Genomic DNA, 25,100 nt, shown 5'->3' with positions numbered 1-25,100 from the left:
CGAGCATTTCTCCTTGTGTAATGGGAACAGTCGCCGCCGGCCCCGTCAGGCTATGAAACTGTACGGCCGTTTGACCGAATCGCTGTACCGCGACGCCCGAGCAGGCTGCGCATAGGCTGCCAGCATCCACGGAGAACCGCCATGACCTCGGAATTGCTGATCGCCTTCGTCCTCTTCGCCTTCGTCACCTCGGTGACGCCCGGCCCGAACAACATGATGCTGCTGGCGTCCGGAGTGAACTTCGGCGTGCGCCGCAGCGTGCCGCACATGCTCGGCATCAGCCTGGGCTTCATGGTGCTGGTGGCCGCCGTGGGCCTTGGCCTGGGCCAGCTGTTCGAGCGGTTCCCGCCGCTGTACACGGCGCTGCGCTACGGCGGCGCCGCGTACCTGCTGTACCTGGCCTGGAAGATCGCAGGCGCAGGCGCCCCGGACGCCGACGGCAAGGCCACCGGCAAACCCTTCACCTTCCTGCAGGCGGCGGCCTTCCAGTGGGTCAATCCCAAGGCCTGGATCATGGCCATCGGCGCCATCACCACCTACACGCCGCAGGACGGCTTCCTGGTCAACGTGCTGCTGATCGCCGCGCTGTTCGCCCTGGTCAACTGCCCCAGCGTCGGCCTGTGGACGGTGGCCGGCAGCCTGCTGCGCCGCTGGCTCAACCGCCCGCGCGTGCTGCGCGCCTTCAACATCGGCATGGCCCTGCTGCTGGTGGCCTCGCTCTACCCTATTCTCAAGGACAGCTTCTGATGACCGACTCGACCATGGACGACTCCCGCCGCCTGCGCCCGCTCGCCGACTCCTCGCCCTCGGCCGTGGTGGCCGGTTTCGTCTCCGCCCTCACCGGCTACACCAGCTCGCTGGTGCTGATGTTCCAGGCCGGCCAGGCCGCGGGATTGAGCGCCGCGCAGATTGCCTCCTGGCTGTGGGCGCTGTCGATCGGCATGGCCATCTGCACCATCGGTCTGTCGCTGCGCTACCGCGCGCCCATCGTGGTGGCCTGGTCGACCCCCGGCGCGGCGCTGCTGATCACCAGCATGCCGGGAGTGAGCTACCCGGAGGCGGTCGGTGCCTTCGTGCTCTGTGCGGTGCTGCTCGCCCTCCTCGGCCTTTCCGGTGCGTTCGAGCGGGTGATGCGCCACCTGCCGGCCTCTCTGGCGGCGGCGCTGCTGGCCGGCATCCTGTTCCGCATCGGCAGCGAGATCTTCGTCGCTGCGCAGACCAGCACGCTGCTGGTGCTGGCCATGTTCTTCAGCTTCCTGCTGTGCAAGCGCCTGGTGCCGCGCTATGCGGTGATGGTCGCGCTGATCGTCGGCGCAGCCGTGGCCGGCGCGCAGGGCATGCTCGACTTCAGCCGTTTCGAACTGGAGGTGGCGGTGCCGGTGTGGACCACGCCGAGCTTCTCCCTCAGCGCCGCGATCAGCATCGGCATCCCGCTGTTCGTGGTGGCGATGGCCTCGCAGAACATCCCCGGCCTCGCTGTGCTGCGCGCGGATGGCTACGACGTGCCGCCCTCGCCGATGATCGCCACCACCGGCATCGCCTCGCTGCTGCTGGCGCCCTTCGGCTCCCACGGCATCAACTTGGCGGCCATCAGCGCGGCCATCTGTACCGGTGCCGAGGCCCACGAGGACAAACGCAAGCGCTACACCGCAGCCCTGTGGAACGGCGTGTTCTGCGGCATAGCCGGGATCTTCGCCGCCACCCTGGCTGCTCTGTTCGTCGCCCTGCCCAGCGCCCTGATCCTGTCCATCGCGGCGCTCGCCCTGCTCGGCTCCATCGGCAACGGCCTGGCCCAGGCGATGAGCGCGCCGGCCGAGCGCGACGCGGCGCTGATCACCTTCATGATCACCGCCTCGGGCATGACCCTGCTGGGCATCGGCTCGGCCTTCTGGGGCCTGATCGGCGGTGCCGTAACTCTGCTGATCCTCAACGGGCGCAGACGCTGATCCGCCGCAAATGAAAAGCCCGGGCAGGTCCCGGGCTTTCTTATTTGCGGCTGGGTTCAGGCGGCCTGGGTCTCCTCGGCCGCCAATTCCTTGCCGTGAGCGAAGTTGACCCACCAGCCGAAGGCCGCGGCGGTGAAGAACATGATGAAGCTGTAGATCGCCGCCGGCACCGCCATTGTGGCGTTGTTCAGCAGCATCGGGCTGAGCGCCAGGGCGATGGCCAGGGTGCCATTGTGAATGCCGATCTCCATGCCGATGGCGATCGCCTGGCGCCGCGGCAGCTTCATCAGGCGCGGCACGCCGTAGCCGACGGCGAGGCTGATCAGGTTGAACAGCAGCGCGGCCAGGCCCACCACCGGGGCGTAATCCAGCACGGTCTGCCAATCCTTGACGAAGGCCAGGACGATGACCAGCACCAGGAACAGCGCGGAGATGATCTTCACCGGCTTCTCCATCGCCTGAGCGAACCCCGGGGCCAGCTTGCGGATGATCATGCCGATGGCCACCGGACCGAGGACGATGGCGAACACCTGCACCACCTTGGCGAACTGCAACGGAATGGCCTGGTCGCCCTCCATGAAGTGGGCCAGCGACAGGTTGACGATGAAGGGCATGGTGAGGATGGCCACCACCGAGTTGACCGCGGTCAGGGTCACGTTCAGCGCCACGTCGCCGTGGGCCAGGTGGCTGTAGAGATTGGCCGAGGTGCCGCCGGGCGAGGCGGCCAGCAGCATGAGACCGACCGCCAGGGCCGGCGCCAGGCCGAAGCCCTTGGCGATGAGGAAGCACACCAGCGGCAGCAGGAGCAGCTGGCAACCCAGGCCGATCAGCACCGGCTTGGGAAATTTCACCACCCGGGCGAAGTCCGCCAGGGTCAGCGACAGGCCCAGGCCGAGCATGATGATGCCCAGGGCGATGGGAAGGAACGTGGTGGTCAAGGCACTTGCGGTCATTGTTATTGTTCTCCGGAACGATCCAGCGGCGATTCTTGACGAGTCGGCTAGCCCATGTAACTGGCTTTGTGTGCCAAATGATTACCTGGGCGCCAACGAAAAAGAGCGCCTCGCGGCGCCCTTGTCTCTTCAGATCGCAGTGGCCCCGCCGTCCACGGCCAGGCTGTGGCCGGTGGTGAAGGCGGCCGCATCGCTGCAGAGGTACAGCACCGCGGCGGCGATTTCCTCCGGCTTGCCGATGCGGCCGACCGGGTGCATGGCGGCGACGAACTCGGCCTTCTTCGGGTCGGCCTCGTAGGCACGGCGGAACATGTCGGTGTCGATCACCGCCGGGCATACGGCGTTGACGCGGATCTTCTTCTTCGCGTACTCGACCGCGGCGGACTTGGTCAGGCCGATGACCGCGTGCTTGGAGGCGGCGTAGATGCTCATCTTCGGCGCCGCGCCGAGGCCGGCGATGGAGGCGGTGTTGACGATGGCGCCACCGCCCTGGGCCAGCAGCAGCGGCAGCTGGTGCTTCATGCACAGCCACACGCCCTTGACGTTGACGCCCATGATGGCGTCGAACACGGCCTCGTCGCCGTCGGCCAGCTTGCCTTTCTCGATCTCGATGCCAGCGTTGTTGAAGGCGTAGTCCAGCCGCCCGAAGGCCGCCACCACCTGCTCCATCAGCGCCTTGACCTCGGCGTCGCGGGTCACGTCGCATGGCACGAAGAGCGCTTCGCCGCCGACGTCGCGAATCGCCTGGACGGTACCTTCGCCGCCCGCCACATCGACGTCCGACACCACCACCTGCAGGCCTTCGGCAGCGAATGCCAGTGCGGTGGTACGGCCGATGCCGGCGCCGCCGCCGGTGACCAGGGCGACCTTGCCCGAGAAAGTCATGCTCATGTCTGCATCCTCGCAGGAGTGGAAATGAGCGGAAGTCTAGCCAGCGCGGCCGCGGGCAAGCAGCACTATCAGAGTGCGATGTGCCGGATCATCCAAAGGAATGATGAAGCCTACCGGCGCTTCATCACTCTTCTGGATGCGGGCGGGGTCAGCCCAGCTGCGCGACGATATCGTCCAGCGCCTTGGCCGGGTCGGCGGCCTGGCTGATCGGACGGCCGATCACCAGGTAGTCGGAGCCGGCCTGCAAGGCCTGAGCCGGGGTGAGAATGCGGCGCTGGTCATCGCTGGCGCTGCCGGCCGGACGGATGCCGGGGGTGACAAGCTGCAGCCCTGGCTGGGCGATCTTCAACGCCGGGGCTTCCTGGGCGGAGCAGACCAAGCCATCCAGCTTGGCTTCAGCGGCCAACGCGGCCAGACGCAGCACCTGCTCCTGAGGCGCCACGTCCAGGCCGATGCCGGCTAGGTCGGGTTGTTCCATGCTGGTCAGCACGGTCACGCCGATCAGCAGCGGCTTCGGGCCGTTGAACTGGTCCAGCGTCTCGCGGCAGGCCGCCATCATGCGTAGGCCGCCGGAGCAATGCACATTGACCATCCATACGCCCATCTCGGCGGCCGCCTTCACCGCCATGGCGGTGGTGTTGGGGATGTCGTGGAATTTCAGGTCGAGGAACACCTCGAAGCCCCTGGCCTGCAGGGCCTCGACCACCGCCGGGCCGCTGCGGGTGAACAGCTCCTTGCCCACCTTGACCCGGCACAGCTTCGGGTCGAGCTGGTCGGCCAGCGCCAGGGCGGCATCACGGGACGGGAAATCGAGGGCAACGATGATCGGGGTCTGGCAGGACATGAGGGGCTCACGGCGGGCTGAAAACGCCGCGCATTGTAGCGGAAGCCGCGGCCGTGGTCAGAACACCTTGTCCAGTGCCAGCGCGGTCATGAAGCCGCTCAGGGTGATCAGCCCGGTCAGCGCATGGGTCTCGGCGAAGGCCTCGGGAATCATGCTGTCCACCAGCATGCACAGCACGGCGCCGGCGGAGAAGCCGAGGACGAAGGCCAGCCAGACATCCGGCAGCCCGGCGAACAGCCTCGGTCCGGCCATGGCCGCCAGGCCCGAAAGCAACACGATCACGCCCCACAGGCCGAACACCCAGGCCCGGCTGCGGCCCTCTTCTCGCAGGCTGGCGGCGCTGGCCAGGCCCTCTGGCAGATTGGAAAGGAAGATCGCCACCAGCATCACCAGGCTGACCGAGCCGCCGTCGAGCAGGCCGAGCCCCAGGCCCAGGGACTCGGGAATGCCGTCCAGAAAGGCCCCGGCGGCGATCAGCAGGCCCAGCATGGCGCCCTGGCCGCCGCTCTGCAGGTGCTCCAGCCCGCGACTGGCGAGGACGAACACCAGCCCGCCGCAGAACATCCCGCCCAGCGTCGCCAGGTGCCCGCCCATGCGCAGGGCGTCCGGCAACTGCTCGAAGCAGACGGCGGCGATCAGCACGCCGCTGCCGTAGGCCATGATCGAGGCCACGGCCTTGCGCGGCAGCCTGACCAGCAGCCCGATCGCCGCACCCAGCAACAGACTGCTCGCCGCCAACCAGCCCCACAGGCCGACCTGCAGGGTCGTGTTCCAGGTCATGCGTTCCCCCATTCACCATGACAATGCTTTCGCAACGGAGCGCCGAGGGTAGACTGTCGCCCCCTTTCCGACCAGGCAGCAGTCATGGCCCGTCTCCAGCTCGATTTCTCCCGCCAGCAATTCTGCTACAGCACCCACATGACCGTGCGCAGCACCGACATCAACGCCAGCAACCACCTGGGCAACGACGCCATGATCTCGATGATCTCCGAGGCCCGGGCGCGCTTCCTCTTCGAGTTCGGCATCAAGGAGGCGGACCAGCAGCACGGCATCATCGTCACCGACCTGGCCACCATGTACCGCGCCGAGTCGCACTCGCGTGACCAGTTGCTGTTCGAGGTCGGCGTCATGGACTTCAACCGCTATGGCGGCGACATCATCTTCCGCATCACCCGCCCGGCGGACGGCACGCTCATCGCCCTGGCCAAGTCCGGCTTCGTGTTCTTCGACTACGTGCAGAACAAGGTGGTGCCGATGCCGGAAGAGTTTCGCGCGACCTTTCCGGATGTGAACTGGCTGGACTGAAAGAAGAAGCCTGGCGGACTCAGCTGCCACGGGCACTCTCGCGTAACCGCCAGCCCAGGCGGTCGATGGCGTCAGTTTGATCAATCATCTGGTTCTGGGACACTCACCCTGTTGACGGACCCAAACGAGGCACATCGATGACCCTGTTCCAGGCACGCCTGATGGTGATTCTGCTGGGCGTGGCCCTTCCCTATCTGGCGCGGCTTCCCGGTGGCCCGGACTGGCTCGGGCAGTACACCGACACGAGCGTCGGTGGCTGGATCTTCCTCGGCGCCTTCAACGCCATCGCCTGGGGCAGCATCCTCGGCATCAGCCTGCTGTATCACTGCCCGCAGCCCCTGTTGCTGCCATCGGTGCTCGGCTTCGGCTACCTGGCCTGGGCGCACTACTCCCTCGATCTCGCCGCGGATGCCCAGGCCGCCCTCGGCATCATCTTCATCCCAATCTACGCGCTGTTGCCCATTCTCGCCGGCGGCGCGGCGGGATATGCGCTGGACCGTCGCCTCAGGCAACGCAATTGACCGTCGTCGAATAGCGGCGTCGCATCGGTCGTTGCCGCCGCTCACCGCCTCAACTCAGTGCGCACCACCCACCGTGCGCACGGTATTGAACCAGCGACATTGCCACCCTTCGCTGTAAGCCACTGATTTGCCAATCAATCCTGCCTTGGCCCGACTATTGCTCAAGCGCTGACAGGGCATCCAACGGCGGTTGCCACCGAAACGACAAAGGCGTCGCACCTACTCCGCTCTGGCGGCCAGTGGTGCGGCGCCTTTTGCGTTTCAGCCCCAGTGACTGGGGCGGTCGGCGCCCGTGATCCGGGCCCGGCCGGTAACTCTCGAAGAGCCGGCTCTCGATCTCGCGAGCCGGCTCGCAACCTGGCTGTGGCTTCGGCCACGGGCCTGGTGCCACAAGCGCCGGGCTCTCCCGCCCCGGCGAGGCGACGTGCCCACGATCGCGTCACCTCGCCGCTGGCGGGACTCTTCTCAATGACGAGGTGTTGGATGAATACGAGTTTCTGGAAAGCCGGCCACGCACCGACGCTGTTCGCCGCGTTTCTCTACTTCGACCTGAGCTTCATGATCTGGTACGTGCTCGGCCCGCTGGGCGTGCAAATCGCCACCGACCTGGGCCTGACCACCCAGCAGCGCGCGATGATGGTCGCCACGCCGATCCTGGCCGGCGCCGTGCTGCGCCTGGTGATGGGCCTGCTGGCCGACCGCACTTCGCCCAAGACCGCCGGGCTGATCGGCCAGGTGATCGTCATCTCCGCCCTGGCGGTGGCCTGGCATCACGGCATTCACAACTATGAGCAGGCGCTGCTGCTGGGCCTGTTCCTCGGCTTCGCCGGCGCCTCGTTCGCGGTAGCCCTGCCGCTGGCCTCGCAGTGGTACCCACCGCAGCACCAGGGCAAGGCCATGGGCATCGCCGGCGCCGGCAACTCCGGCACCGTGCTGACCGCCCTGTTCGCCCCGGGGCTGGCCGCCGCCTTCGGCTGGGGCAACGTGTTCGGCCTGGCGCTGATCCCGCTGGTGCTGACCCTGATCATCTTCGCCAGCGTGGCCAGGAACGCCCCCGAACGCCCGGCGCCGAAGTCCCTCGGCGACTACCTCAAGGCCCTCGGTGACCGTGACAGCTGGTGGTTCATGTTCTTCTACAGCATCACCTTCGGCGGATTCCTCGGCCTGGCCAGCACCCTGCCCGGCTACTTCCACGATCAGTACGGCTTCGACCCGATCAAGGCCGGCTACTACACCGCGGCCTGCGTGTTTGCCGGCAGCATGATGCGCCCGCTGGGCGGCGCCCTGGCCGACCGCATCGGCGGCATCCGTTCGCTGCTGATGATGTACACCTGCGCCTCGATCTGCATCGCCGCGGTGGGCTTCAACCTGCCCAGCGCCTACGCCGCGCTCGGCCTGTTCGTGGTCGCCATGCTCAGCCTGGGCGCCGGCAACGGTGCGGTGTTCCAGCTGGTGCCGCAGCGTTTTCGCAAGGAGATCGGCGTGATGACCGGGCTGATCGGCATGGCCGGCGGCATCGGTGGCTTCTGTCTGACCGCAGGTCTGGGGGCCATCAAGCAGTCCACCGGCGATTACCAGCTGGGCCTGTGGCTGTTCGCCAGCCTGGGCGTGCTGGCCTGGTTCGGCCTGCACGGCGTCAAGCTGCGCTGGCGCACCACCTGGGGCAGCGCCGCGGTCACTGCCGCCCGCGTCTGATCCACCCGCCGGGCGCCTCGTGCGCCCGGCGTTCGCCGCAGGACGGTTGCGACAAAGGCGGGGCGGTCACGGACTCCCTCGCACTGGTCAGGAAAGGTGGAGTGGCAACACTCCTGGGAGCCGGGCGGCTCGGCCTTTGTCTCAACCGACTTGAATACCTCGGGCGCCTCGGTGGCGCCCTTCGCACGAGAGAGCCCTCATGGCCTTGCAACTGAGCTTCGGCGAAGCCACCGCCACCGGCCCGCGCGCGGAAAACCAGGATGCCATCCGCGTGGTCACCCCGGCGCCGAGCCTCGCGGCCAGCAAGGGCTTCCTGTTCGCCCTGGCCGATGGCGTCAGCCAGTGCGCCGACGGCGGCCTGGCCGCCCGTGCCACCTTGCAGGCCCTGGCGCTGGACTACTACTCGACGCCCGAGACCTGGGCCGTGGCCCAGTCGCTGGACCGCCTGCTGGTCGCCCACAACCGCTGGCTGCAGGCCAACGGCGGCGGCCAGCCGCTGCTGACCACCCTCTCCGCCCTGATCCTGCGCGGCCGCCGCTTCACCCTGGCGCATGTCGGCGATTGCCGTGCCTACCGCTTGCACCAGGGCCAGCTGGAACGCCTCAGCGAGGACCATGTGTGGGAGCAGCCGGGCATGCAGCACGTGCTCAAACGCGCCCTGGGCCTGGACCAGCATCTGGTGGTCGACTACCTGGAGGGCGAGCTGCGCGAGGGCGAGCGCTATCTGCTGGTCAGTGATGGCGTCTGGTCGACCCTGGGCGACGCCGGCATCCGCAGCCTGCTGCAGGACGAGAGCGACCCGGCTGCGGCCTGTAACGCACTGGTCGCCGCCGCTCACCTGGCCGGCAGCCAGGACAATGCCAGCGCCGTGCTGGTGCAGGTCGACGAGCTGCCGGACAACGACTTGGCCGATACGCTCGCCCAGCTGCAACAGTGGCCGCTGCCGCCGCGGCTGCGCGAAGGCCAGGAGTTCGAGGGCTGGCAGATCGAGCGCGTACTGGCGGAATCGCGGCAATCGATGGTCTATCGGGTGCGCGATGGCCAGGCACGGCGCTGGCTGCTCAAGACCCTGCCGGCCAGCCGCCACGACGAGGCCCAGGCCGGCCCGGCATTGCTGCTGGAGGAATGGTTCCTGCGCCGCGTCGCCGGGCGCCACTTTCCCGAGGCACACCCGCTGCCGCAGCGCCAGCACCTGTACTACGTGCAGCGCGAATACGCCGGCCAGACCCTGGCCGAGCACCTGCGCCTGAGCGGCCCGCTGGGCCTGCCGGAGTGGCTGGACCTGGCGCCGCGCCTGCTCAAGGCCCTCGGCCTGCTGCACCGGCGCAACATCCTGCACCGCGACATCAAGCCGGAGAACCTGCTCTGGTGCGACGACGGCGAGCTGCGCCTGCTCGACTTCGGCCTGGCCTACTGCCCCGGCCTGTCCCGCGACGAGCAGCACGCCCTGCCCGGCACGCCCAGCTACATCGCCCCGGAGTCCTTCGCCGGCGCCGCCCCGGACCGCCAGCAGGACCTCTACGCCGCCGGCGTCACGCTCTACCGGCTGCTCACCGGCCACTACCCCTACGGCGAGATCGAGGCGTTCCAGCATCCGCGCTTCGGCAGCCCGGCGGCGCCCAGCCGTTACCGCCCCGATCTGCCGGCCTGGCTCGACGACTGTCTGCTGCACGCCGTCGCCGCCAGCCCCGACGAGCGCTTCGAGACCGCCGAGGAATGGCTGCTGGCCCTGGAGCACGGCGAGCGCCAGGCGCTCAGCGTACGACCGCGGCCGCTGCTCGAGCGTGAGCCGCTGAAGGTCTGGCGCGGCGTGGCCCTTGCCTCGCTGCTCGCCAATCTGGTGTTGCTGGTGCTGTCGCTGAACTAGCGCAGCGGTGCACCACAAGGGCGCGAGCCGCCTTAAACGGGTGCGATTCTCGAGGCTGAAAAGCGCCAGAAACATGGACCCAGGCCCCGTCAGCCGCGGCTTTAATGACTTGGCACGGCACCTGCAAAACAGACCTCGAGACTACATAACGGCAGTGCCCTCAACGTTGAAGGTGCTGCCTCCCGACAGATCGGGACCAGGACAAAGGCGTCCTCGCTAGGCAGCTAGCGGGACGCCTTTTTTGTTGCTCACGATTTTTACGCAGGAGATGGCCGGCATGAACAAGCTCAAGCTGGTGATGGTAGGCAACGGCATGGCCGGGGTCAGGACCCTGGAGGAGCTGCTCCGGCTCGCCCCCGATCTGTACGAGATCACCGTGTTCGGCGCCGAGCCGCATCCCAACTACAACCGCATCCTGCTCTCCCCCGTGCTGGCCGGCGAACAGACCTTCGACGAGATCGTGCTCAACGGCGTCGACTGGTACGAGCGCCACGGCATCGACCTGCGCCTGGGCCGCAAGGTGGTCGCCATCGACCGCAAGAAGCGCCAGGTGATCGCCGATGACGGCAGTACCGCCCAGTACGACCGGCTGATTCTGGCCACCGGGTCCAATCCCTTCATCCTGCCCGTGCCGGGCAACCGCCTGGACGGCGTGATCGCCTACCGCGACATCGCCGACACCGAGACGATGATGCAGACCGCCCGCACCCACAGCCACGCCGTGGTGATCGGCGGCGGCCTGCTCGGCCTGGAGGCGGCCAACGGCCTGCGCCAGCGCGGCATGGACGTGACCGTGGTCCACCTGGCCGATTGGCTGCTGGAGCGCCAGCTGGACCGTACTGCGGGCGAACTGCTGAAACAGGCGCTGGAGGCCCGCGGCATCCGCTTCCGCCTGCGCGAACAGACCGAGGAGCTGCTCGACTACGGCACCGGCCGCGTCTGCGCCGTACAGTTCAAGAGCGGCGACACCATTCCCGCCGACCTGGTGGTGATGGCCGCCGGCGTGCGCCCCAATACCGAACTGGCGGAGAAGGCCGGCTTGCCCTGCAACCGCGGCATCCAGGTCGACGACTGCCTGCAGACCTACGACCCGCGCATCTACGCGGTCGGCGAATGCGCCAACCACCGCGGCATCGCCTATGGGCTGGTCGCGCCGCTGTACGAACAGGCCAAGGTCTGCGCCAACCACCTGGCCATGCTCGGTACCGCCCGCTACCAGGGCTCGGTGACCTCGACCAAGCTCAAGGTCACCGGTATCGACCTGTTCTCCGCCGGCGACTTCATGGGCGGCGACGGCACCGAGAGCATCATCCTCTCCGACCCCATCGGCAGCGTGTACAAGAAGCTGGTGATCAAGGATGACGTGCTGGTCGGCGGCTGCCTGTACGGCGACACCCTGGACGGCGCCTGGTACTTCCAGCAGATCTGCGGCGGCGCCGACATCAGCGGCGTGCGTGACCATTTGATGTTCGGCCAGGCCAGCATCGATGCGGCCGGCCTGATCAGGGAAGCCGCCCATGCCTGAGGTCGCGCTGCCGGCGAACCGGATCACCGTCGCCACCTGCTGCTACTGCGGCGTCGGCTGCGGCGTGCTGATCGAGCACGACGGCGAGAAGATTCTCGGCGTTCAGGGTGATCCCCGCCATCCGGCGAATCACGGAAAGCTGTGCAGCAAGGGCTCGACCCTGCACCTGACCGGCGACCTGGACGCCCGCGCCCTGTATCCCGAGCTGCGCCTGGGCAAGGGCCTGGCACGCACCCGCGCCGACTGGGACAGCGCCCTCGACCACGCCGCCAATGTCTTCGCCGAGACCATCCGCGAGCATGGCCCGGACAGCGTGGCCTTCTACATCTCCGGGCAGTTGCTGACCGAGGACTATTACGCCTTCAACAAGTTGGCGCGCGCCTTGGTCGGCACCAACAACATCGACAGCAACTCGCGCCTGTGCATGAGCTCGGCGGTGGTCGGCTACAAACGCAGCTTGGGCGCCGACGCTCCGCCCTGCAGCTACGAGGACATCGAACAGGCCGACTGCCTGCTGATCGCCGGCAGCAACATGGCCTACGCCCACCCGATCCTGTTCCGTCGCCTGGAAGCGGCCAAGGCCGCGCGGCCGGAGATGCAGATCATCGTGGTCGACCCGCGCCGCACAGACACCTGTGAGCTGGCCGACCTGCACCTGGCCATCGCCCCGGGCACCGACGTCGCCCTGTTCCACGGCCTGCTGCACCTGCTGCTGGCGAACGGCGATTACGACCCGGCCTATATCGACGCCCACACCGAGGGCTTCGAAGCCCTGCGCGAGCTGGCCGCCGACTACCCGCCGAGCGAAGTGACGCGTCTGTGCGGCATCGACGAGGCCGACCTGCGCCGCGCCGCCGAGATGATCGGCAAGTCGGCTGCGTTCTTGTCGCTGTGGTGCATGGGCCTCAACCAGTCCACCGCCGGCAGTGCCAAGAACAGCGCGCTGATCAACCTGCACCTGGCCACCGGGCAGATCGGCAAGGTCGGCGCCGGCCCCTTCTCCCTCACCGGCCAGCCCAACGCCATGGGCGGCCGCGAGACCGGCAGCCTGAGCAACCTGCTGCCCGGCCACCGCGAGGCCAGCAATGCCGAGCACCGCGCCGAAGTCGCCCACTACTGGGGCGTGGACGGCCTGCCGGAGAGCACCGGGCTGTCCGCCATCGAACTGTTCGAGGCGGTGCGCGAAGGCAAGATCAAGGCCCTGTGGATCGCCTGCACCAACCCGGCCCAGTCCCTGCCGGACCAGCAGAAAGTCCACGAGGCCCTGGCCGCCTGCCCCTTCGTGGTGGTGCAGGAAGCCTTCTTCACCACCGAAACCTGCCACTACGCCGACCTTCTGCTCCCAGCCGCCAGCTGGGGAGAAAAAGAAGGCAGCGTGACCAACTCCGAGCGGCGCGTGACCCACGTGCGCCGCGCCGTGCCAGCGCCCGCAGAGGCGCGGCCGGATTGGGCGATCGTCTGCGACTTCGCCCGTCGCCTGGAACAACAGCTCCGCCCCGGCCTGCCCAGCCTGTTCGACTTCGACCGCGCAGAAATGCTGTTCGAGGAATACAAGCACCTGACTCAGGGCCGCGACCTGGACCTCTCCGGTCTCAGCTACGCGATCCTGGACGACCAAGGTCCGCAACAATGGCCGTTCCCGGCCGGCGCCCAGCAGGGCACCGCACGATTGTACGGGAACGGCATCTTCCCCACCGCCAGCGGCCGCGCGCGCTTCGTCGCCGATCCGTTCGTACCGGCCAGGGAACGCCAGGAGAGCGACTTCCCGCTGCTGCTCAACACCGGGCGTCTGCGCGATCAATGGCACGGCATGAGCCGCACCGGCACCGCGGCACGGCTGTTCGGCCACGCCCCCGAGGCGGTGCTGAGCCTGCACCCGGACGAGCTGCGCCAGCGCGGCCTGCAGCCCGGCGAGCTGATCCACCTGCGCAGCCGCCGTGGCGGCCTGATCCTGCCGGTGCAGGCCGACGACGCCCTGCAGTCGGGCCAGGCCTACCTGCCGATGCACTGGGGCGACCGCTTCCTCAAGGGCCTGGGCACCAACGTGCTGACCCAGCCGGCGTTCGACCCGCTGTCCAAGCAGCCGGAGCTGAAGATCAGCGCCGTGCAGGTGGAGCGCGCCGAGCTGCCCTGGCAGTTCTTCGCCCTGATCGAAGGCGATGTGCAGAGCCGCTTCGAGGCCCTGCGCCCACTGTTCGAACGCTTCGCCTACGCCAGCCTGACGCCAACCGGCCGCGAGCAGCGCCCGGCCCTGCTGATCAAGGCTGCTGCCGAGGCGGCGCCGGACGCCGACCTGCTGGCCGAGATCGACAGCCTGCTCGGCGTCGACCAGGGCCCGGTGCTGGCCTATGACGACGCCAAGCGCCGCGTGGGCAAGCGCGTGCGCATCGAGGGCGGGCGCATCGTCGCCGTGCGCCTGGCCGGCGAAACCGCCGCCCGCGACTGGCTCAAGGGCCTGTGGGAACAGGGCAGCACCGATGCCGACCTGCGCCGCTGGCTGCTCGCCCCGCTGGCCACCCCGCCGGGTGGCGGCATGAAGGCCAGCAAGGTGCTGTGCAACTGCATGAACGTCAGCCAGGACGCGGTGTGCGCCGGTATCGAGCGCGGCCTGGACCTGGACGGGCTCAAGCGCGAGCTGAAGTGCGGCACCAGCTGCGGCTCGTGCGTGCCGGAAATCAAACGACTGCTGGTCACCCATGTGGCCGCCGTCGCCGTGGAAGCCTGAGGAGTAGAACCATGAATGCAAAAGTCTGGCTGGTAGGCGCAGGCCCTGGCGATCCGGAATTGCTGACCCTCAAGGCGGTGAAGGCCCTGCAACAGGCCGATATCGTGATGATCGACGACCTGGTCAACTCCGCCGTGCTGGAGCACTGCCCGGATGCCCGTGTCGTGCCGGTGGGCAAGCGCGGCGGCTGCCGCTCCACTCCGCAGGCCTTCATCCATCGCCTGATGCTGCGCTATGCGCGCCAGGGCAAGTGCGTGGTGCGCCTGAAAGGCGGCGACCCGTGCATCTTCGGCCGCGGCAGCGAGGAAGCCGACTGGCTCACCACACACGGCGTGGACGTGGAGATGGTCAACGGCATCACCGCAGGTCTCGCCGGTGCCACCCACTGCGGCATCCCCCTGACCCTGCGCGGCGTGGCCCGCGGCGTGACCCTGGTCACCGCCCACACCCAGGACGACAGCAGCCTCAACTGGCAGGCCCTGGCCCAGGGCGGCACCACTCTGGTGGTGTACATGGGCGTGGCCAAGCTTCCAGAAATCCGTGAAAGCCTGCTGGCCGGCGGCATGCGCGCGGACATGCCGGTGGCGATGATCGAGAACGCCTCGCTGCCGCAGCAGCGCGAGTGCCGCAGCACCCTGGCCGCCATGCAGCAGGCCGCCATCGATTTTGCGCTGAAGAGTCCGGCGATCCTGGTGATCGGCGAAGTGGCGTCGCAGCAACAGATTCAAGCTTTGGCAGAAATTGCCTGATCCCCTTCGCTCCTGCGGAGTAGTGCTTAGCCCGGCCGGTTTGGCCGGGCTTTTTTTTGGTTCAAGAAGGAGTGAGGCCTGGACTCCGGACTGGCAAGGCTGTGTGAGGCTGAGGGGATTTGATTTCAAGCCGATTGCCGAGCATGTAGATACTTCCTGTTTCGCCCCTTTCGGGCGACTCACTTTTCTTTGTTTGCGCAAAGAAAAGTAAGCAAAAGAAAGCGCCCCCGACATCCGGCCCCGCCTGCGGCGGGGGTCCCTCCTTCCGGTGCCGCTCCGGGGGCCGGCATACACGGGCCATCCCTGTCCCGCTATGCCTCTCGCCGCGTCCCTGCGGCTCGCTCCCCTACGCAACACCTCCACTCGGCCTCCTGACGGGGACTCGGACTCCGAGTTGCTTGGGTGTTTTCTTTCGCTCTTGGATTTCTCATGCGAACCATCAGGCAGCACCAAACGCCCCTTCAGGAGGGTGAGTGGAATCGCTGCGTAAGGGGTTGAGCGGCATGGAAGCCGCGAGAGGCGCGATGGGCCAGGGATGGCCCTTCGCGACGTGCCCCTGGAGCGGCGATGGAGCGAACGAACCCGGAGCGAAGCGCAGGGCCGTATGCAGGGGCAAGCGTTTTGCCTACTTTTCCGCGACTGGAAAAGTAGGTCGCCCGGGAAGGGCGAAACGGGAAGTATCGGTAGGCTCGATAATCGGCTTGAAAGCAAATCCCCTCCAAGCTCACACAATCTTGCCAGCGCGGTATCAGAGCTCCCCATTCCAAGATGCTCAACTGGCCTGCTGGTGCCAAACCACCCCTTCACGCCGCTCGCCCCAGGCCCCGAAGTGCGCGCCGTAGACACTCTCCACCGAAGCGCGCTTGATCTTCAGCGTCGGCGTCAGGAAGCCGTTGTCCACCGCCCAGACCTCGGATACCAGCACCAGCCCGTTGAGCTGCTCGTGCTTGTCCAGCACCTGATTGGTCTCATCCAGCAGACGCCTGAGACTGCCCTCCAGATGCTCACGCGGCTCCTTGCGCCCCGCCTCGGACAGCACACACAGGGCCAGCGGTTGTGGCAGGCCGTCGCCCACCACGCAGACCTGCTCGATATGGCTGTGCACGGCCAGGCGGTTCTCGATCGGTGCCGGGGCCACATACTTGCCCTTGCTGGTCTTGAAGATTTCCTTGATCCGCCCGGTCAGGCGCAGGTTGCCGTCCGCGTCCTGCTCGCCCTTGTCGCCGGTGCGCAGGAAGCCGTCCTCGGTCATCGCCTCGGCGGTCTTGCCCGGCTCCTTGTAATAGCCCTGCATGGTCGAGCCGCTGCGCACCAGCACCTCGCCCACTTCGCTGATGCGCACCTCGACACCCGGGTTGTTCTGGCCGATCCAACCCTTCTTGAAACGGCCGGGGCGGCACACGTGGGAATAGCCGCAGTTCTCGGTCATGCCATAGACCTCCTGCAACTCCAGGCCCAGGCGGCGATACCAGGCCAGCAGAGCATCGGGCACCGGAGCGGCGCCGGACAGGGCGAAACGCACGGCGTCGAGGCCCAGGCCGCGCAACACCTTGCGCCCGACCAGCCGCCCGATCAGCGGGATCGACAGCAGGCGGTCGAGCTTCTGCGCCGGCATCTTCGAATACACACCCATCTGGAACTTGGTCCAGATCCGCGGCACGCCGAAGAAGATCGTCGGCCGGGCACGCCGCAGGTCTTCGAGGAAGGTGTCGAGACTCTCGGCGAAGTACACGGTCATGCCGCTGTACAGCGAGTTGAGTTCGATGAACATGCGCTCGGCCACGTGACACAGCGGCAGGTAGGACAGCCCCCGGTCCTGCTCGCTCACGCCGAACAGCTCGGTGGCCTGGCTGGCGGTGAAGCCGAAATTGCCGAAGTTGTGCATCACGCCCTTGGGCATGCCGGTGGTGCCGGAGGTGTAGATGATGGTGGCCAGCTGGTCCGGCTGGTTGCGCGGCTTGTCCTGAATCGGCGCGCAGGCCTGCAGGTCGCTCCACAGGCGGTCGAAGGTCCCCTCAGCGTGCAGCGGCAGGGCCACGGTGGTCACGCTCTCCGGTACGCCGGGCGCCATGGCCGGCCAGTCGTCCAGCTTGCCGATGAATGCCACTTTCGCCTCGGCATGCTCCAGTACCTGACGCACCGATTCGGCGGTGAGGTTGGGATACAGCGGCACCGAGACGTAGCCGGCCATCCAGATGGCGAGGTCGGTGACGATCCAGTGGGCGCAGTTCTTCGAAATGATCGCGATCTTGCTGCCCTGCTCCAACTCCAGGCTGCGCAGCCAGGCCGCGGCACGCCGCGCCTGCTCGCCGACCTCGGCCCAGGTCAGCTGCTCCACCTGCCCGCCGGCCAAGGGCTGGATCAGGTAGGTCTTGTTCGGGTGACGCGATTCGCGTTCGAAGAACGCTTCGAGCGGCAAACGGACTGCACTGGCCACGGGGCCTCCTTGTTTATTGTTTTTGTCACAGGGAGCAACCAAGCACTTGCTTGGTTGAATATTCCATGCGTCAGGAGGTGCGGCAAGTGAAGAAATGTTACAGAGCGCGGAGCCGCTCTACTGCGGGTGATGAAGGCCGACGAGATGCATCAGGCCGGGCACGGGCTCGCCGTCCAGTTCCACCAGGCTGGCGGTGTGCAGACCCAGCGGCTGCTGCAGATGACCGTCGATCAGCAGGCCGGAGAGATTGCCCAGCAGCGGGTTGTGGCTGACCAGCAGGGACTCCCCCGGAAAGCCGTCCAGGTGGCCGGCCGCCTCGCGCACGGAATCGTCCGGCGTCGCCCAGTTCACCGTGGTCAGCGGCAGTTTCAGGCCCAGCACCTCGCGGACGATCTCGGCGGTCTGCTGGGCGCGCAGATAGGGGCTGACCAGGATGTGCGTCAGCGGCCGGCCGCGCAGGTGCTCGGCGCTGCACCGCACTTCCTTGCGGCCACGCTCGGTGAGGGCGCGCTCCGCATCGCTACGCGCGCGCGGCTCGGCCTCGCCGTGGCGGAGCAGCCAGAGGGTCACAGCTTGGGTTCTTCGTCGCGCACCGGGTGCGGCGCCGGCGGCACGACGTGCGGCTCGTTGTCTTCCGGCGCGCGCGGGGTCGGCCAGTCGGCGAACGGCCAGGGCTTCTCTTCGGTATTGAAGGTGCCGAAGCGGCCGATCTGCTGCAGGTACTGGCTGAGGCTGTCGCCGAAGCCCTGCAGGGAGCCGCTGGGCGCACCGTAGAACAGGCGGTAGCCCAGCTGCAGCAGGACCACGCAGCCGAGGACGATCTCGGCCAGTTGCCAGACGATGGCGAAGATCACCATCCACAGAATGCGCAGGGCGATGGATTCGTGTTCCAGTTCCTTGGTTTCGTTGCTCATGCCGCTCTCCTTCTCAGAAGCCGCTAGGGGAAATGAAGTCTACGTCGGTCTTGGGCTCGCCACGCATCAGCGCCTGGATCACCTGATCCAGCGTGCGCCCCTCGAACAGGATGGCATGCAGGCCGGCCACCAGGGGCATGTAGACCTGCAGCTCCTCGGCCTTGTTCTTCAGCACCTTGAGGGTGTTGACGCCTTCCGCCACCTCGCCCAGGCGCGCCACCGCGTCCTCCAGCGACAGGCCTTCGCCCAGGGCGTAGCCGACCTGGTAGTTGCGGCTCTTCGGCGACGAACAGGTGACGATCAGGTCGCCCACCCCGGCCAGGCCGAGGAAGGTCATGGGATTGGCGCCGAGCGTGACGGCGAAGCGGGTCATCTCGGCCAGGGCACGGGTAATCAGCATGCTCTTGGTGTTCTCGCCCATGCCCAGTGCGGCGGCCATACCGGCGATGATGGCGTAGACGTTCTTCAGCGCGCCGCCCAGCTCGACGCCGAAGCTGTCGCGGCTGGCGTAGACGCGGAAGGTGCGGCCGTGCAGCGCGGACTGCACCCGCTCGCAGAGCGCTTCGTCCTCGCTGGCGATGACCGTGGCGGTCAGCGCGTGTTCGGCGATCTCGCGCGCCAGGTTGGGTCCGGACAGCACACCGATGCGCGCCTGCGGCGCCACCTCGGCGAGGATCTGGCTCATCAGCTTGAAGCTCTCGGCCTCGATGCCCTTGGTGGTGCTCACCACCAGCTTGCCGGCGAGACCTGCGGCCACCGGTTGCAGCGCCTGGCGCAGCGCCGACGACGGCAGCGCGACAAACACCAGCTCACAGGCGGCCAGCGTGGCCGGCAGGTCGGTGACCGGTTCGATGCCGGGCAGCAGCTTGATGCCCTTGAGGTAGCGCGGGTTCTCGCGCCGCGTGCGCATGGCCTCGGCCTGCTCGGGATCACGCATCCATTGCAGGACACGCTGGCCGTTGGCGGCCAGGAGATTGGCAAGAGCGGTGCCGAAGCTGCCGCCGCCCAGTACTGCAACGGGTAGTTGCTCGGTCATAGGAAATCCAAACGGGCCATCGAAGGCGGATGCCGCATTATCACGAAGGCTCGGCCGACCGGCCAGTCCTGCGCGTGACCCGCGCACTGGCAAAGCCGGGCTTCTCGGTTAACATGCGCCTGTCATGCCAGAGAGAACAAGGCCGTTCCGTGCGCGTTCATCCCTCCTCCCCGCCCGTCCCCGTCCACCCTCTCCGCAGCGTTTGGGGCGGCGTTTGATGTTCGGCCGCAAGTGGGACATCCACACCCGCACCCAGCTGATCAGCGTCGGCCCAGCCCTGCTGCTGACCCTGCTGCTGACCGGTTTTTTCACCCATACGCGGCTGCAGGACCTGCGCTACGAGATCAACCAGGCCGGCCAACTGATGGCCAACCAGCTGGCGCCGGCCACGGCCCACGGCGTGGCCATCGGCGATGTCCAGGTGCTGGAGACGCTCCTGCGCGCCACCCTGCAGACGCCCAACGTGCGCTTCCTGGAAGTGCGCGACCGGGCCGAGAACATCCTGGTCTACGTCGAGCGTAGGGTCGACCAGCCCGCATCCCGGGTGGACATCTTCCATGCGCCGATCCGCCGCGAGCATGGCACTACCGACGACTATCTGGGGCGCGTCGTGGTGGGCATGTCCGACGAGGCCTTCACCAGCCGCCAGCAGGGCATCCTGCTCAAGGCCACGCTGCTGGCGCTAATCGCCCTGGTGCTGACCTTCTTCCTCGCACGCCAGCTGGCGCGGCGTCTGGCGCAGCCGCTGAGCGCCATGGGCCAGGCGCTCGAGTCGATCAAGGCCGGCGATTACCGCACCAGCCTAGCGGAAACCGACAGCGGCGAGCTGGGCGATCTGGCACGCCACATCAACGCCCTGGCCGCCGAACTGGAACGCGCCGGCCGCGAGCAGCGCGAGGCTATGCAGCAGCTAATCCAGACCCGCGAGGAGGCCGAGCAGGCCAGTCGCGCCAAATCCGATTTCCTGGCGATGATGAGCCACGAGCTGCGCACGCCCATGAACGGCGTGCTGGGCATGCTGCAGCTGCTGGAAACCACCGAGATGACCCAGGAGCAGGCGGAATACGCGGCCCTGGCCACCGAGTCGACCGAACACCTGCTCAAGGTGATCAACGACATCCTCGACTTCTCGCGTATCGAGCGCGGCGCCCTGGAGCTGGAGCGCATCCCCTTCAGTTTGCTGGACCTGCTGCTCGGCTCCATCCAGGTGTTCCAGCACAGCGCCCAGCAGCGCGGCCTGTACCTGCGCCTGGACAACCAGGCGGGGCTCGAGGATTTCGAGGTGCAGGGCGACCCGACCCGCATCCGCCAGATCCTGGTCAACCTGCTGGGCAACGCGCTGAAATTCACCGAGGAAGGCGGCATCCGCATCGAGACCCGCTGGCAGCCGCTGGACAACGAGGTGCTGTGGTTCACCTGCGCGGTGCACGACAGCGGCATCGGCATCGCCCCGCAGCGCCTGGAGCACATGTTCGATGCGTTCCAGCAGGCGGACACCTCGATTTCCCGGCGCTACGGCGGCACCGGCCTGGGCCTGTCCATCGCCCGCACCCTGGCCGAGCGCATGGGCGGCACCCTGCACGCCGCCAGCACGGAAGGCAGCGGCTCGGTGTTCACCCTGGAGATCCCGCTGCCCTTCAGCCCGCGCACTCTCACCAGCCCGGCCACCGCACGAGACGAGACGCCTGCCGGCGAGGGCCAGGAAGTAATGCTGGTGGAGGACAACCCAGTCAACCAGACGGTGATCGAGGCGATGCTGCGCAGCCTTGGCTATCAGGTAGCGCTGGTGGGCGACGGCGCGCAGGCGGTGCAGGCCTTCGACGCGCGCCGCTTCGTCGCCGTGCTGATGGACTGCCGCCTGCCGGTCATGGACGGCTACGAGGCGACCCGGCAGATCCGTCGCATCGCTCCGGAAAGCGGCACACCGATCATCGCCCTGACCGCCAATGCCCTGCAGGGCGATCGCGAGGCCTGCCTGCAGGCGGGGATGAACGATTACCTGGCCAAGCCGTTCAAACGTGCCGATCTGGAGCGTGTGCTGCTGCGCTGGGTGGCCAAGCGCAACGCGGCGGAGCCATCATCACCGGATGATGGCGAGGCCCGGCGATGATCTGCGGCAACAACTTCCGGTATACAGATGTTCACACTGGGCTGTGACTTTCACCATGACGCAACAGTCTATGACTAGTCTGCCGCTACACAAGAACATCAGCGGCACAGCTTAGCCCCGTCGAGCGGGGACCATTGAGGAGTTCGCATGACCAAGCAAAACGCCTATACCCGGGAAGACTTGCTCGCCTGCAGCCGCGGCGAACTGTTTGGCCCTGGTAATGCGCAATTGCCCGCCCCCAACATGCTGATGATCGACCGCATCGTGCACATCAGCGAAACCGGCGGTAAATACGGCAAGGGCGAGATCGTCGCCGAACTCGACATCAACCCGGACCTCTGGTTCTTCGCCTGCCACTTCGAGGGTGATCCGGTAATGCCAGGCTGCCTGGGCCTCGACGCCATGTGGCAGCTGGTCGGCTTCTACCTCGGCTGGCAGGGCAACCCGGGCCGCGGCCGCGCCCTGGGCTCGGGCGAGGTGAAATTCTTCGGTCAGGTGCTGCCGACTGCGAAGAAACTCACCTACAACATCCATATCAAACGTACCATCAACCGCTCGTTGATCCTCGGCATCGCCGACGGCAACGTGGCCGTCGACGGTCGCGAAATCTACAGCGCCGAAGGCCTCCGCGTCGGCCTGTTCACCTCTACCGACAGCTTCTGAAGGACATTTCCGCATGCGTCGCGTCGTGATCACTGGCCTGGGCATCGTTTCCTGCCTGGGCAATGACAAGGACACCGTTTCCGCCAACCTGCGCGCCGGCAAGGCGGGTATCCGCTTCAACCCGGAATACGCCGAGAAGGGCCTGCGCAGCCAGGTATCCGGCTCTGTCGACCTGAACCTGGAAGAGCTGATCGACCGCAAGGTGCTGCGCTTCATGGGTGACGCCGCCGCCTACGCCTACCTGGCCATGGAGCAGGCGATCAAGGACTCGGGCCTGAGCCTGGAGGACATTTCCAACCCGCGCGTCGGCCTGATCGCCGGCTCCGGCGGTGCCTCCACCCTGAACCAGATGGAAGCCATCGACACACTGCGCGAAAAGGGCGTCAAGCGCATCGGCCCATACCGTGTGCCGCGTACCATGGGCAGCACCGTGTCGGCCTGCCTGGCCACGCCGTTCCAGATCAAGGGCGTGAACTACTCCATCTCCTCCGCCTGCGCCACCAGTGCTCACTGCATCGGCCACGCCATGGAGCAGATCCAGATGGGCAAGCAGGACGTGGTGTTCGCCGGCGGCGGCGAAGAAGAGCACTGGAGCCAGAGCTGCCTGTTCGACGCCATGGGCGCCCTCTCCACCCAGTACAACGAAACCCCGGAGAAGGCCTCCCGCGCCTACGACGCCAAGCGTGACGGCTTCGTCATCGCCGGCGGCGGCGGCATGGTGGTGGTCGAGGAACTGGAGCACGCGCTCAAGCGCGGCGCCAAGATCTACGCCGAGATCGTCGGCTATGGAGCCACCAGCGACGGCTACGACATGGTCGCCCCGAGCGGCGAAGGCGCCGTGCGCTGCATGCAGCAGGCGCTGGCCACCGTCAGCGCGCCGATCGACTACCTCAACACCCACGGCACCTCCACCCCGGTCGGCGATACTGCCGAGGCCCGCGCGGTGCGCGAAGTGTTCGGCGCCAAGGCTCCGGTCATCAGCTCCACCAAGAGCCTGTCCGGCCACTCGCTGGGCGCCGCCGGCGTGCACGAGGCGATCTACTGCCTGCTGATGATGCAGGGCGGCTTCGTTGCCGGTTCGGCCAACATCGAGGAAATCGACCCTGAAGTGGCGGACCTGCCGATCCAGCGCGAGACCCGCGACGTGCAGCTGAACACCGTGATGAGCAACAGCTTCGGCTTCGGTGGCACCAACGCCACCCTGGTGCTGCAGCGCTACCAGGCCTGATCGCCCGCTCCATGAAAAACGGCGCCTTCGGGCGCCGTTTTCTTTTCCGCACCGGCTTACTGCACGGTGAAGCGCTGCTCCAGCAGCTTGCGGTCGCCCTGGAAGACCATGAACTGCCATTCGCCCGGCACCACCTCATAGTGTTCGGTGAACTCGAAGGCCATCACGTCCGTCGGAGCGCCGACCACCAGCTTCTGCTGCAGCTCGATCTTGTCCTGGCGCTTGCCATCGGGGCCCACCAGGCCAGGGGTGAAATACAGCAACGTCAGCGGTTGCTCGCCCTCGCTCTTGCCGAGAAGGCGGTAGCGCACACCGAACTTGGTGCCCAGGCGCGCCGGGACCACCTCGGTCTGCTCCATCGGCTGATTCGCGCGGCTGAGGATGCGTTCGCCCGGCTGCGGGTCCTTGATCGGTGCGCTGGCGAACACGCCGTACTCGATGGGCCCGTCGACACGCACTTCGGCCAGGGCCAGGTTGGTGGACAGGCCCAGGGCCAGGACGGACAGGCTGAACAGGTGCTTCATCTCGCGCTCCTTGAGGAAAGTTGGCGCGAGGCTATGACGCCGCGGTTACAGGCTGATGACAATCAGTCGCGTAGCTCCGCCTGGCGTTTGCGCGGCAACACGGCGAGGAAGTTGTCGCGCGCCACCTTGTGCGCCACGTCCTCGGGCAATGCGTCGAGGAACGGGCGGAATGCCAGCAGGTAGTCGCCCAAACCTTCGAAGCGGCCGACCACGTCTGAGCCGAGCATGAAGCGCTCCGGATGCTGGCTGACCAGCTTCACCCAGCGCGGGTCGGGTCGGCCCTCGGCATCTAGCAGGTAGGGTTGCAGTACCGTCCACGACAGGTCGATGTACAGGTTGGGGTAGTCGCCCAGCATCCGCTCCAGCGTCGAGAGCAGGAAATCCAGCTTCTCCTGATGGCGGTGGATTTCCATGCTGGTGCCGGCATGGGCCCAGATGAAGCGCACGTGCGGGTGGTTGCGCAGCGGCTCCTCGATCTCCTCCAGGTACAGTGGGTTGCGCTCGCGCTTGGAGGTGATGTTGCTGTGCACCAGCACCGGCAGGTCGTATTCCGCCGCCAGGTGATAGATGCGCGTCATCGCCTCGTTGTTGGCGCGCGGGGTGTCACCGTAGGTCAGCGCGGTGAGGTCATCGTGGCGAGTGAAGACCTCGCCGATGCCCTGCCATAGCCCCGGGTCGAGTTCGAGCATGCGGCGGATGTGCGCGTCGGAATTCTTGTCGGCGGGGTTGAAGCCGCTGAGAAACGGATGGAAGCGCTTGCGCTGCTCGGCCGGCACGCGTTTCACCGCCGCGGCCACCAGCACGTCGGTGGCGCTGTACCAGTAGGCACCGGCATCGTCGCCTGCGTAGTAGCGCGGCCGCTTGGGCTCGTCCTCATGCCATTTCTTGGCCACCGGGATGCCGCTGATCATCACGTGGTCGATGTTCCCCGCGGCCATGGCGTCCAGCAGCGGCTTCATGCCCTCGCTCTCCTGGAAGAAGTCCACGTAATGCAGATGGGCATCGCTGAAGCGGTAGTCGCGGGCCTCGGCCTGCACGACCAACAGGCCGAGCAAAGCGGCAAACAATGAGCGGCGGATCGACAATGGAGTCACTCCCTGGCTTTCGAGCAAGGGTAGACCGCTACCGCCTCGCTGGCGTTCACTGGCAAGTGGCCCGACCAGGGGC

The 25,100-nt window shown here is 67.1% G+C and carries 21 protein-coding genes and 1 pseudogene; 12 read left to right on the top strand and 10 right to left on the bottom strand.

The features are described from left to right. The first annotated feature begins 141 nt into the window (after positions 1 to 141). On the top strand, positions 142 to 747 hold the full coding sequence (locus NF616_RS19305; protein ID WP_252275334.1) for a LysE family translocator: 606 nt from the start codon (positions 142 to 144) through the stop codon (positions 745 to 747). Further along, positions 747 to 1,946 (top strand): benzoate/H(+) symporter BenE family transporter, encoded by a 1,200-nt coding sequence (locus tag NF616_RS19300; protein WP_252275332.1) that lies wholly within the window; start codon positions 747 to 749, stop codon positions 1,944 to 1,946. Before NF616_RS19305 ends, NF616_RS19300 begins: the two co-directional genes overlap by 1 nt. Positions 1,947 to 2,002: 56 nt before the next feature. On the opposite strand, the gene NF616_RS19295 is transcribed toward NF616_RS19300, so the two are convergent. The 4 genes from NF616_RS19295 to NF616_RS19280 all read right to left on the bottom strand — a co-directional run bounded on the left by NF616_RS19295 (position 2,003) and on the right by NF616_RS19280 (position 5,414). Next, positions 2,003 to 2,899: a bile acid:sodium symporter family protein gene (locus NF616_RS19295; protein WP_252275331.1), complete on the bottom strand. Its 897-nt coding sequence runs from the start codon at positions 2,897 to 2,899 to the stop codon at positions 2,003 to 2,005. A gap of 129 nt (positions 2,900 to 3,028) precedes the next feature. After that, on the bottom strand, positions 3,029 to 3,790 hold the full coding sequence (locus tag NF616_RS19290; RefSeq protein ID WP_252275329.1) for an SDR family oxidoreductase: 762 nt from the start codon (positions 3,788 to 3,790) through the stop codon (positions 3,029 to 3,031). A 148-nt stretch (positions 3,791 to 3,938) separates the two neighbouring features. Next, the gene (pyrF, locus tag NF616_RS19285) at positions 3,939 to 4,634 is read right to left on the bottom strand and encodes an orotidine-5'-phosphate decarboxylase (protein WP_252275327.1); all 696 of its coding nucleotides are present in this window, start codon (positions 4,632 to 4,634) and stop codon (positions 3,939 to 3,941) included. A gap of 57 nt (positions 4,635 to 4,691) precedes the next feature. Continuing rightward, positions 4,692 to 5,414 carry a ZIP family metal transporter gene (locus tag NF616_RS19280; protein WP_252275325.1) on the bottom strand — a complete coding sequence of 241 codons (723 nt, stop codon included), beginning with the start codon at positions 5,412 to 5,414 and terminating at the stop codon, positions 4,692 to 4,694. Between the two features lie 84 nt (positions 5,415 to 5,498). Between NF616_RS19280 and NF616_RS19275 the strand changes: the two genes are divergently transcribed. From NF616_RS19275 to cobA, 7 genes and pseudogenes are all read left to right on the top strand, one after another. Next, positions 5,499 to 5,939, top strand: coding sequence for a thioesterase family protein (locus NF616_RS19275; protein WP_252275323.1), 441 nt, complete (start codon positions 5,499 to 5,501; stop codon positions 5,937 to 5,939). A 137-nt stretch (positions 5,940 to 6,076) separates the two neighbouring features. Further along, positions 6,077 to 6,460 carry a hypothetical protein gene (locus NF616_RS19270; RefSeq protein ID WP_252275321.1) on the top strand — a complete coding sequence of 128 codons (384 nt, stop codon included), beginning with the start codon at positions 6,077 to 6,079 and terminating at the stop codon, positions 6,458 to 6,460. A gap of 483 nt (positions 6,461 to 6,943) precedes the next feature. Then, positions 6,944 to 8,155, top strand: coding sequence for a NarK family nitrate/nitrite MFS transporter (locus NF616_RS19265; protein WP_252275319.1), 1,212 nt, complete (start codon positions 6,944 to 6,946; stop codon positions 8,153 to 8,155). A 199-nt stretch (positions 8,156 to 8,354) separates the two neighbouring features. Further along, complete coding sequence (locus NF616_RS19260; RefSeq protein WP_252275318.1) at positions 8,355 to 10,022, top strand: bifunctional protein-serine/threonine kinase/phosphatase; 1,668 nt, start codon at positions 8,355 to 8,357, stop codon at positions 10,020 to 10,022. A 277-nt stretch (positions 10,023 to 10,299) separates the two neighbouring features. Continuing rightward, a pseudogene (locus NF616_RS19255) lies at positions 10,300 to 11,520 on the top strand (NAD(P)/FAD-dependent oxidoreductase); the annotation flags it as partial. 19 nt (positions 11,521 to 11,539) lie between these two features. Next, complete coding sequence (locus NF616_RS19250) at positions 11,540 to 14,272, top strand: nitrate reductase (protein WP_252275316.1); 2,733 nt, start codon at positions 11,540 to 11,542, stop codon at positions 14,270 to 14,272. A gap of 11 nt (positions 14,273 to 14,283) precedes the next feature. Further along, positions 14,284 to 15,021, top strand: a complete 738-nt coding sequence (gene cobA, locus NF616_RS19245) for a uroporphyrinogen-III C-methyltransferase (protein WP_252275315.1) — start codon at positions 14,284 to 14,286, stop codon at positions 15,019 to 15,021. Positions 15,022 to 15,793: 772 nt separating this feature from the next. Here the strand turns inward: cobA and NF616_RS19240 are convergent. The 4 genes from NF616_RS19240 to NF616_RS19225 form a co-directional block, all read right to left on the bottom strand. Continuing rightward, the gene (locus tag NF616_RS19240) at positions 15,794 to 17,458 is read right to left on the bottom strand and encodes an AMP-binding protein (RefSeq protein WP_252275313.1); all 1,665 of its coding nucleotides are present in this window, start codon (positions 17,456 to 17,458) and stop codon (positions 15,794 to 15,796) included. Between the two features lie 117 nt (positions 17,459 to 17,575). Then, the gene (sixA, locus tag NF616_RS19235; protein ID WP_252275311.1) at positions 17,576 to 18,028 is read right to left on the bottom strand and encodes a phosphohistidine phosphatase SixA; all 453 of its coding nucleotides are present in this window, start codon (positions 18,026 to 18,028) and stop codon (positions 17,576 to 17,578) included. Further along, positions 18,025 to 18,372: a DUF4389 domain-containing protein gene (locus NF616_RS19230; protein ID WP_252275309.1), complete on the bottom strand. Its 348-nt coding sequence runs from the start codon at positions 18,370 to 18,372 to the stop codon at positions 18,025 to 18,027. Before NF616_RS19230 ends, sixA begins: the two co-directional genes overlap by 4 nt. 13 nt (positions 18,373 to 18,385) lie before the next feature. Continuing rightward, the gene (locus NF616_RS19225; RefSeq protein ID WP_252275307.1) at positions 18,386 to 19,408 is read right to left on the bottom strand and encodes an NAD(P)H-dependent glycerol-3-phosphate dehydrogenase; all 1,023 of its coding nucleotides are present in this window, start codon (positions 19,406 to 19,408) and stop codon (positions 18,386 to 18,388) included. A gap of 217 nt (positions 19,409 to 19,625) precedes the next feature. Between NF616_RS19225 and NF616_RS19220 the strand changes: the two genes are divergently transcribed. The 3 genes from NF616_RS19220 (at position 19,626) to fabB (ending at position 23,409) form a co-directional block, all read left to right on the top strand. After that, positions 19,626 to 21,518, top strand: a complete 1,893-nt coding sequence (locus NF616_RS19220) for an ATP-binding protein (protein ID WP_252275306.1) — start codon at positions 19,626 to 19,628, stop codon at positions 21,516 to 21,518. A gap of 147 nt (positions 21,519 to 21,665) precedes the next feature. Further along, positions 21,666 to 22,181, top strand: coding sequence for a 3-hydroxyacyl-[acyl-carrier-protein] dehydratase FabA (gene fabA / locus NF616_RS19215; protein ID WP_252275304.1), 516 nt, complete (start codon positions 21,666 to 21,668; stop codon positions 22,179 to 22,181). Positions 22,182 to 22,194: 13 nt separating this feature from the next. Continuing rightward, on the top strand, positions 22,195 to 23,409 hold the full coding sequence (gene fabB, locus NF616_RS19210; protein ID WP_252275302.1) for a beta-ketoacyl-ACP synthase I: 1,215 nt from the start codon (positions 22,195 to 22,197) through the stop codon (positions 23,407 to 23,409). Between the two features lie 56 nt (positions 23,410 to 23,465). On the opposite strand, the gene NF616_RS19205 is transcribed toward fabB, so the two are convergent. Both NF616_RS19205 and NF616_RS19200 read right to left on the bottom strand, forming a co-directional pair. Then, positions 23,466 to 23,933 (bottom strand): DUF3859 domain-containing protein, encoded by a 468-nt coding sequence (locus NF616_RS19205; RefSeq protein WP_252275301.1) that lies wholly within the window; start codon positions 23,931 to 23,933, stop codon positions 23,466 to 23,468. A 62-nt stretch (positions 23,934 to 23,995) separates the two neighbouring features. Continuing rightward, entirely contained in the window at positions 23,996 to 25,018 is a 1,023-nt protein-coding gene (locus NF616_RS19200; RefSeq protein ID WP_252275299.1) for an amidohydrolase family protein, read from the bottom strand. Positions 25,019 to 25,100: the final 82 nt, after the last annotated feature.

Origin of the sequence: Pseudomonas subflava (assembly GCF_023823685.1) — a bacterium.
Classification (GTDB): Bacteria; Pseudomonadota; Gammaproteobacteria; order Pseudomonadales; family Pseudomonadaceae; genus Aquipseudomonas; species Aquipseudomonas subflava.
Note: the sequence above shows the minus strand (reverse complement) of the source record. Positions and strands in the feature narration are given on the sequence as shown.

Excerpts from the sequence above, each read along its gene's own strand:
- NF616_RS19305 (WP_252275334.1), top strand. The coding sequence starts at position 142 with ATGACCTCGGAATTGCTGATCGCCTTCGTCCTCTTCGCCTTCGTCACC.
- NF616_RS19300 (WP_252275332.1), top strand. The coding sequence starts at position 747 with ATGACCGACTCGACCATGGACGACTCCCGCCGCCTGCGCCCGCTCGCC.
- NF616_RS19295 (WP_252275331.1), bottom strand. The coding sequence starts at position 2,899 with ATGACCGCAAGTGCCTTGACCACCACGTTCCTTCCCATCGCCCTGGGC.
- NF616_RS19290 (WP_252275329.1), bottom strand. The coding sequence starts at position 3,790 with ATGAGCATGACTTTCTCGGGCAAGGTCGCCCTGGTCACCGGCGGCGGC.
- pyrF (WP_252275327.1), bottom strand. The coding sequence starts at position 4,634 with ATGTCCTGCCAGACCCCGATCATCGTTGCCCTCGATTTCCCGTCCCGT.
- NF616_RS19280 (WP_252275325.1), bottom strand. The coding sequence starts at position 5,414 with ATGACCTGGAACACGACCCTGCAGGTCGGCCTGTGGGGCTGGTTGGCG.
- NF616_RS19275 (WP_252275323.1), top strand. The coding sequence starts at position 5,499 with ATGGCCCGTCTCCAGCTCGATTTCTCCCGCCAGCAATTCTGCTACAGC.
- NF616_RS19270 (WP_252275321.1), top strand. The coding sequence starts at position 6,077 with ATGACCCTGTTCCAGGCACGCCTGATGGTGATTCTGCTGGGCGTGGCC.
- NF616_RS19265 (WP_252275319.1), top strand. The coding sequence starts at position 6,944 with ATGAATACGAGTTTCTGGAAAGCCGGCCACGCACCGACGCTGTTCGCC.
- NF616_RS19260 (WP_252275318.1), top strand. The coding sequence starts at position 8,355 with ATGGCCTTGCAACTGAGCTTCGGCGAAGCCACCGCCACCGGCCCGCGC.
- NF616_RS19250 (WP_252275316.1), top strand. The coding sequence starts at position 11,540 with ATGCCTGAGGTCGCGCTGCCGGCGAACCGGATCACCGTCGCCACCTGC.
- cobA (WP_252275315.1), top strand. The coding sequence starts at position 14,284 with ATGAATGCAAAAGTCTGGCTGGTAGGCGCAGGCCCTGGCGATCCGGAA.
- NF616_RS19230 (WP_252275309.1), bottom strand. The coding sequence starts at position 18,372 with ATGAGCAACGAAACCAAGGAACTGGAACACGAATCCATCGCCCTGCGC.
- NF616_RS19225 (WP_252275307.1), bottom strand. The coding sequence starts at position 19,408 with ATGACCGAGCAACTACCCGTTGCAGTACTGGGCGGCGGCAGCTTCGGC.
- NF616_RS19220 (WP_252275306.1), top strand. The coding sequence starts at position 19,626 with ATGTTCGGCCGCAAGTGGGACATCCACACCCGCACCCAGCTGATCAGC.
- fabA (WP_252275304.1), top strand. The coding sequence starts at position 21,666 with ATGACCAAGCAAAACGCCTATACCCGGGAAGACTTGCTCGCCTGCAGC.
- fabB (WP_252275302.1), top strand. The coding sequence starts at position 22,195 with ATGCGTCGCGTCGTGATCACTGGCCTGGGCATCGTTTCCTGCCTGGGC.
- NF616_RS19205 (WP_252275301.1), bottom strand. The coding sequence starts at position 23,933 with ATGAAGCACCTGTTCAGCCTGTCCGTCCTGGCCCTGGGCCTGTCCACC.